A 1,894-nucleotide genomic window follows, 5' to 3' on the forward strand; every position below is an offset into this window, starting at 1 on the left:
CGGTCTATCTGTATCGCGCCGAGGATCAGACCGTACTGACGCAGGACGGGCTTTTCCCGCTGGCGCAATTTTCGGACCGGGCGTTCGTGGAGAAAGCGTTGGAGCAGCCAGACTATGACGGCTGGTCGCAGATCCGGGTCGTGCAGGAGCGGACGCCGAGTCGCGAGAAGCGTCTGCTGTCGATGTACAAGCGGCAGCCCCTGCCCTTCGGCAGCGAGGGATTGGCGATTATCAATGTAGACATGTATGCGGTGGAGCAGCTGATCCGTTCGATGAATAACAGCGACCTCTCCTTCCTCCGCATCCTGGACGCCCGGGGCGAGACGATCTTCAAGACGCATGGCGCAGGCTTCACCGACAGCGAGGAGCCGGATGGCCAAGTATTGAACCGACAGCCGTTCCAGCCGCTCGGCTGGACGTTCGAGAGCGGCAGTACGGCCGGTCAGCTGTTCCTGTGGGTATCGGTCATCTCCTATGTGTGGATCGTCATCGGCATCGTCACGGTGCTGTTGGCCATCCTCTACATCATCTATATTACGCGGCGGAACTATCGTCCGATCCGCATCATGATGAACCGGATCGAGTCGATCCAGATGAATCGTGGCGAGATGGGGATGAAGATGGACGAGCTGTCGATGATCGACCATACGCTCGAGAGCCTGATCCAGCAGAGCGCCGATTTTGAGAAGCAGCAAAATGAGAGTCTTCAAGCCAGCAGACGGCAGCTGTTCTACGATCTGATCCAGGGCGAGCTGCCGCCTACCGAGATCGAGCAGCGGATGCGCCGCCTCGCCTTGTGGCCGCAGACGGAAGAGCAGGTCGAGGCGGTGTTCGTCGCGGTTGAGATGACCCGATACGGCAGCTTCCGCGCCGATTATTCCGTCCGCGACCAACATACGTTGAAGTTTGCGCTCCAGAACGTGCTGCATGAGCTGAGTCAAGGGGAGGGCATGCACGGCTGGCTGGAGTGGATCGGCGACAACCGGCTCGGCCTGATCCTGCTCTTCAGCGAGCCAGGCATCGATGCCAAGGCGCGTGTGCGCGCGCTCGTCGACAAGGGCGGCGGCTGGATCAAGGATAACTTGCGGATGACGCTGCGCTTTGGGGTGGGCACATTCTGTGCGGGACTCGGGGACTTGCAGGCTTCGTACAAAGCCGCCGTGCAGGCGCTCGAGCATCGGCTGGCGCTTGGCGAGCGGTCGCTCATCATGAGCGAGGAGCTGCCTGGCAAGCGGGGCCGGACCTGGTACAAGTATATGCAGCTGAGCGCCGAGGTCGTCAAGGCGTTCCGGCTGCTGAGCGGCGAGTGGCGCGCGGCGCTGGACCGGCTCTTCGACGAATTGCGGCAGGATCGGCTCAAGGATGATGAGATCCGGATGATTATGGGGACGATGATGGATATGCTGGGCAGCGAGCTCTCGGAAATCTCGGAGGAGCTGCAGCGCCAGTTCAAGAGCGAAGCGATTCTGGAGCTTAATCGCCGCGCCGAGTCGACAGAGACGCTCGAGCAGCTGCATGGCTTGTATCTGGAGCAGTTTACCGACGTGTATCGTTCCTATGTGGCGCATAGCGAATCCAAAAATCATCGGGCGATGATCGCCGAGATCAAATCGTATATCGAGGAAAATTTCGAAAATCCGGATTTGTCGCTGAAGCATCTGAGCGACCGCTTCAACATCTCCGGCAAGTACGCGAGCTATCTGTTTAAGGAAGAGTTCAACATGAAGTTTGTCGACTTTATCGTGCAGCTGCGGATGGAGCGGGCAGAGCAGTTGCTCGCCGAGACGACGGACCCGATTCAGAACATTGCGCTGCAAGTCGGATATGCCAACGCGATTACCTTTGGCCGGGTGTTCAAGCGGATCGTAGGCGTCACGCCGGGCGATTATCGCAA

At 59.2% G+C, this 1,894-nt stretch carries 1 protein-coding gene; it reads left to right on the top strand.

Going from position 1 to position 1,894, the window contains the following annotated elements:
* Positions 1 to 1,894, top strand: a 1,894-nt coding sequence (locus PA598K_RS16455) for a helix-turn-helix domain-containing protein (RefSeq protein WP_128658018.1), incomplete at both ends; no start/stop codon positions are given.

The sequence above is a fragment of the Paenibacillus sp. 598K genome (assembly GCF_003851045.1).
Taxonomy (GTDB): Bacteria; Bacillota; Bacilli; order Paenibacillales; family Paenibacillaceae; genus Paenibacillus_D.